The sequence below is a fragment of the Streptococcus oralis genome (assembly GCF_001578945.1).
GTDB lineage: Bacteria > Bacillota > Bacilli > Lactobacillales > Streptococcaceae > Streptococcus > Streptococcus oralis_Q.
In genome coordinates this window covers 18,299-20,571 of the sequence record NZ_KQ969558.1, presented here as the reverse complement: position 1 = coordinate 20,571, position 2,273 = coordinate 18,299, and the positions used below count along the sequence as shown (strand labels likewise).

Here is a 2,273-nt window from a genome sequence, read left to right as displayed (position 1 = left end):
GTTTCCCAGGCGGATTTTTTGTATAGATTATTTTGCGACACTCTTAGCAAGGACAAAGTTTCCAAGTGTCGCAGAACCATTTTCTGCAACGGCTGGTGTAACGATATAGTCACGCACATCTGGTACTGGTAGATAACCATTGAGGAGACTGGTGAATTTCTCACGAACGCGATCCAGCATGTGCTGTTGCGCCATGACTCCACCACCAAAGACGATGACATCTGGGCGGAAGGTAACCGTAGCATTGACAGCAGCTTGAGCGATATAGTAGGCTTGAACATCCCAGACAGAACTGTTCAATTCAATATTTTCGCCACGAACGCCAGTACGAGCTTCTAGACTTGGTCCTGCTGCAAAACCTTCCAAACATCCTTTATGAAAAGGACATACACCGTTAAATTCTTTTTCAACATCCATTGGGTGTTTAGCCACATAATAGTGCCCCATCTCAGGATGACCGCTACCTCCGATAAACTCACCCCGTTGGATGACGCCTGCACCAATACCTGTACCGATAGTGTAGTAGACCAAGTTTTCAATTCGGCCACCAGCATTGTTACGAGCAACGACTTCACCGTAGGCAGAACTATTTACGTCTGTTGTGAAATAAATCGGCACGTTTAGGGTACGACGGAGACTACCTAGCAAGTCTACATTTGCCCAGTGAGGTTTTGGAGTCGTTGTAATAAAGCCATAGGTTTTTGAGTTTTTATCGATATCAATTGGACCGAAAGAACCGATGGCAAGGCCTGCAAGATTATCGAATTTTGAAAAGAATTCGATGGTTTTATCGATAGTCTCGATAGGCGTTGTTGTAGGAAACTGTGTTTTTTCTACAACATTAAAATTTTCATCTCCGACAGCACAGACAAACTTTGTACCGCCCGCTTCTAAGCTTCCATATAATTTTGTCATGATAAACCTCTTTTAATTATTTCTTTTATTATAGCATAATTTCTAGATAGAAATGACTCTAGATTTTAGATTTTCCTCTGTAAATCATATCATTCAAGCAAAAACGAACAAACATCACATTTGTTCGTTTTCATTTCTAGTTCGTCAGAAATTAAGCTTTGACTTCGATTGCTGCATCTCCCTTAGTAACTGTTCCAGATGCGGCCGGAGTTACGGAAGTATAATCAGCAGTGTTAGTTACGATGATCATAGTCGTATCATCAAGTCCTGCTGCTGCAATCTTACTTGAATCAAAGGTTCCAAGAACATCTCCAGCTTTAACCTTGTCGCCTTGAGCAACTTTTTGGTCAAATCCTTCACCGTTCATAGTGACTGTATCGATCCCCACATGGATCAAGAGCTCAGCTCCGTTTGCAGTTTTCAAGCCATAAGCATGTCCTGTCGCAAAAGCAATCGTTACTTCGGCATCAGCAGGAGCATACACCACACCTTGGCTTGGTTTTACAGCAATTCCTTGCCCCATAGCACCGCTAGAGAAAACTGGATCATTTACATCGCTAAGGGCAACTACTTCCCCCTCAACTGGAGTTAAGATCGTTTCATCTTGACGAGCTACTGGAAGGTCGCCAGTTGTTTCTTCTTGAACCAAACGTTCTGTCGCTACTTCAGTTGCAACTTCTTTTTCATCCTCATAACCAAACATGTAAGTAAGAGCAAAACCAAGGACGAATGATACAGCTACCATAAGAAGGTATTGAAGCAATTGACCATTACCAACATAAAGCATTGTACCAGGGATGATGGTGATACCATTACCAGTACCAGCAAGTCCAAGGATAGAAGCCAATCCACCACCGATAGCACCAGCGATCAATGAAAGGAAGAATGGTTTACGGAAGCGCAAGTTAACCCCGAAGATAGCAGGCTCTGTAATACCGAGGAAGGCAGAAAGAGCAGCTGGGAAAGCAAGTGTTTTCAGTTTAGGATTTTTAGTTTTAACACCAACGGCAACAGTTGCAGCCCCTTGAGCTGTCATCGCTGCAGTGATAATAGCGTTAAATGGGTTCACATGGTCAGCAGCAAGCAATTGCACTTCAAGCAAGTTGAAGATGTGGTGCACACCTGAAACGACGATCAATTGGTGAACCCCACCGATGACCAAACCACCTAGACCAAATGGCAAGCCAAGGATAGCTTTTGTTCCAAGAAGGATGTAATTTTCAACAACATGGAAGACTGGTCCGATGACAAAGAGTCCAAGGATAGACATGACCAAAAGTGTCACGAATGGTGTCACCAAAAGATCCAAGACATCTGGAACTACTTTGCGAAGAGCCTTCTCAAACTTAGCTCCGACC

At 43.3% G+C, this 2,273-nt stretch carries 2 protein-coding genes; both read right to left on the bottom strand.

Features of this window, described 5'->3' with window-relative positions:
* Nucleotides 1-27 precede the first annotated feature (27 nt).
* Nucleotides 28-915, bottom strand: a complete 888-nt coding sequence (scrK, locus tag SORDD16_RS09570; RefSeq protein WP_061453265.1) for a fructokinase ScrK — start codon at nt 913-915, stop codon at nt 28-30.
* 151 nt (nt 916-1,066) lie between these two features.
* Nucleotides 1,067-2,273, bottom strand: a 1,207-nt coding sequence (locus SORDD16_RS09565; RefSeq protein WP_164966518.1) for a glucose PTS transporter subunit IIA, incomplete at its 5' end; no start/stop codon positions are given.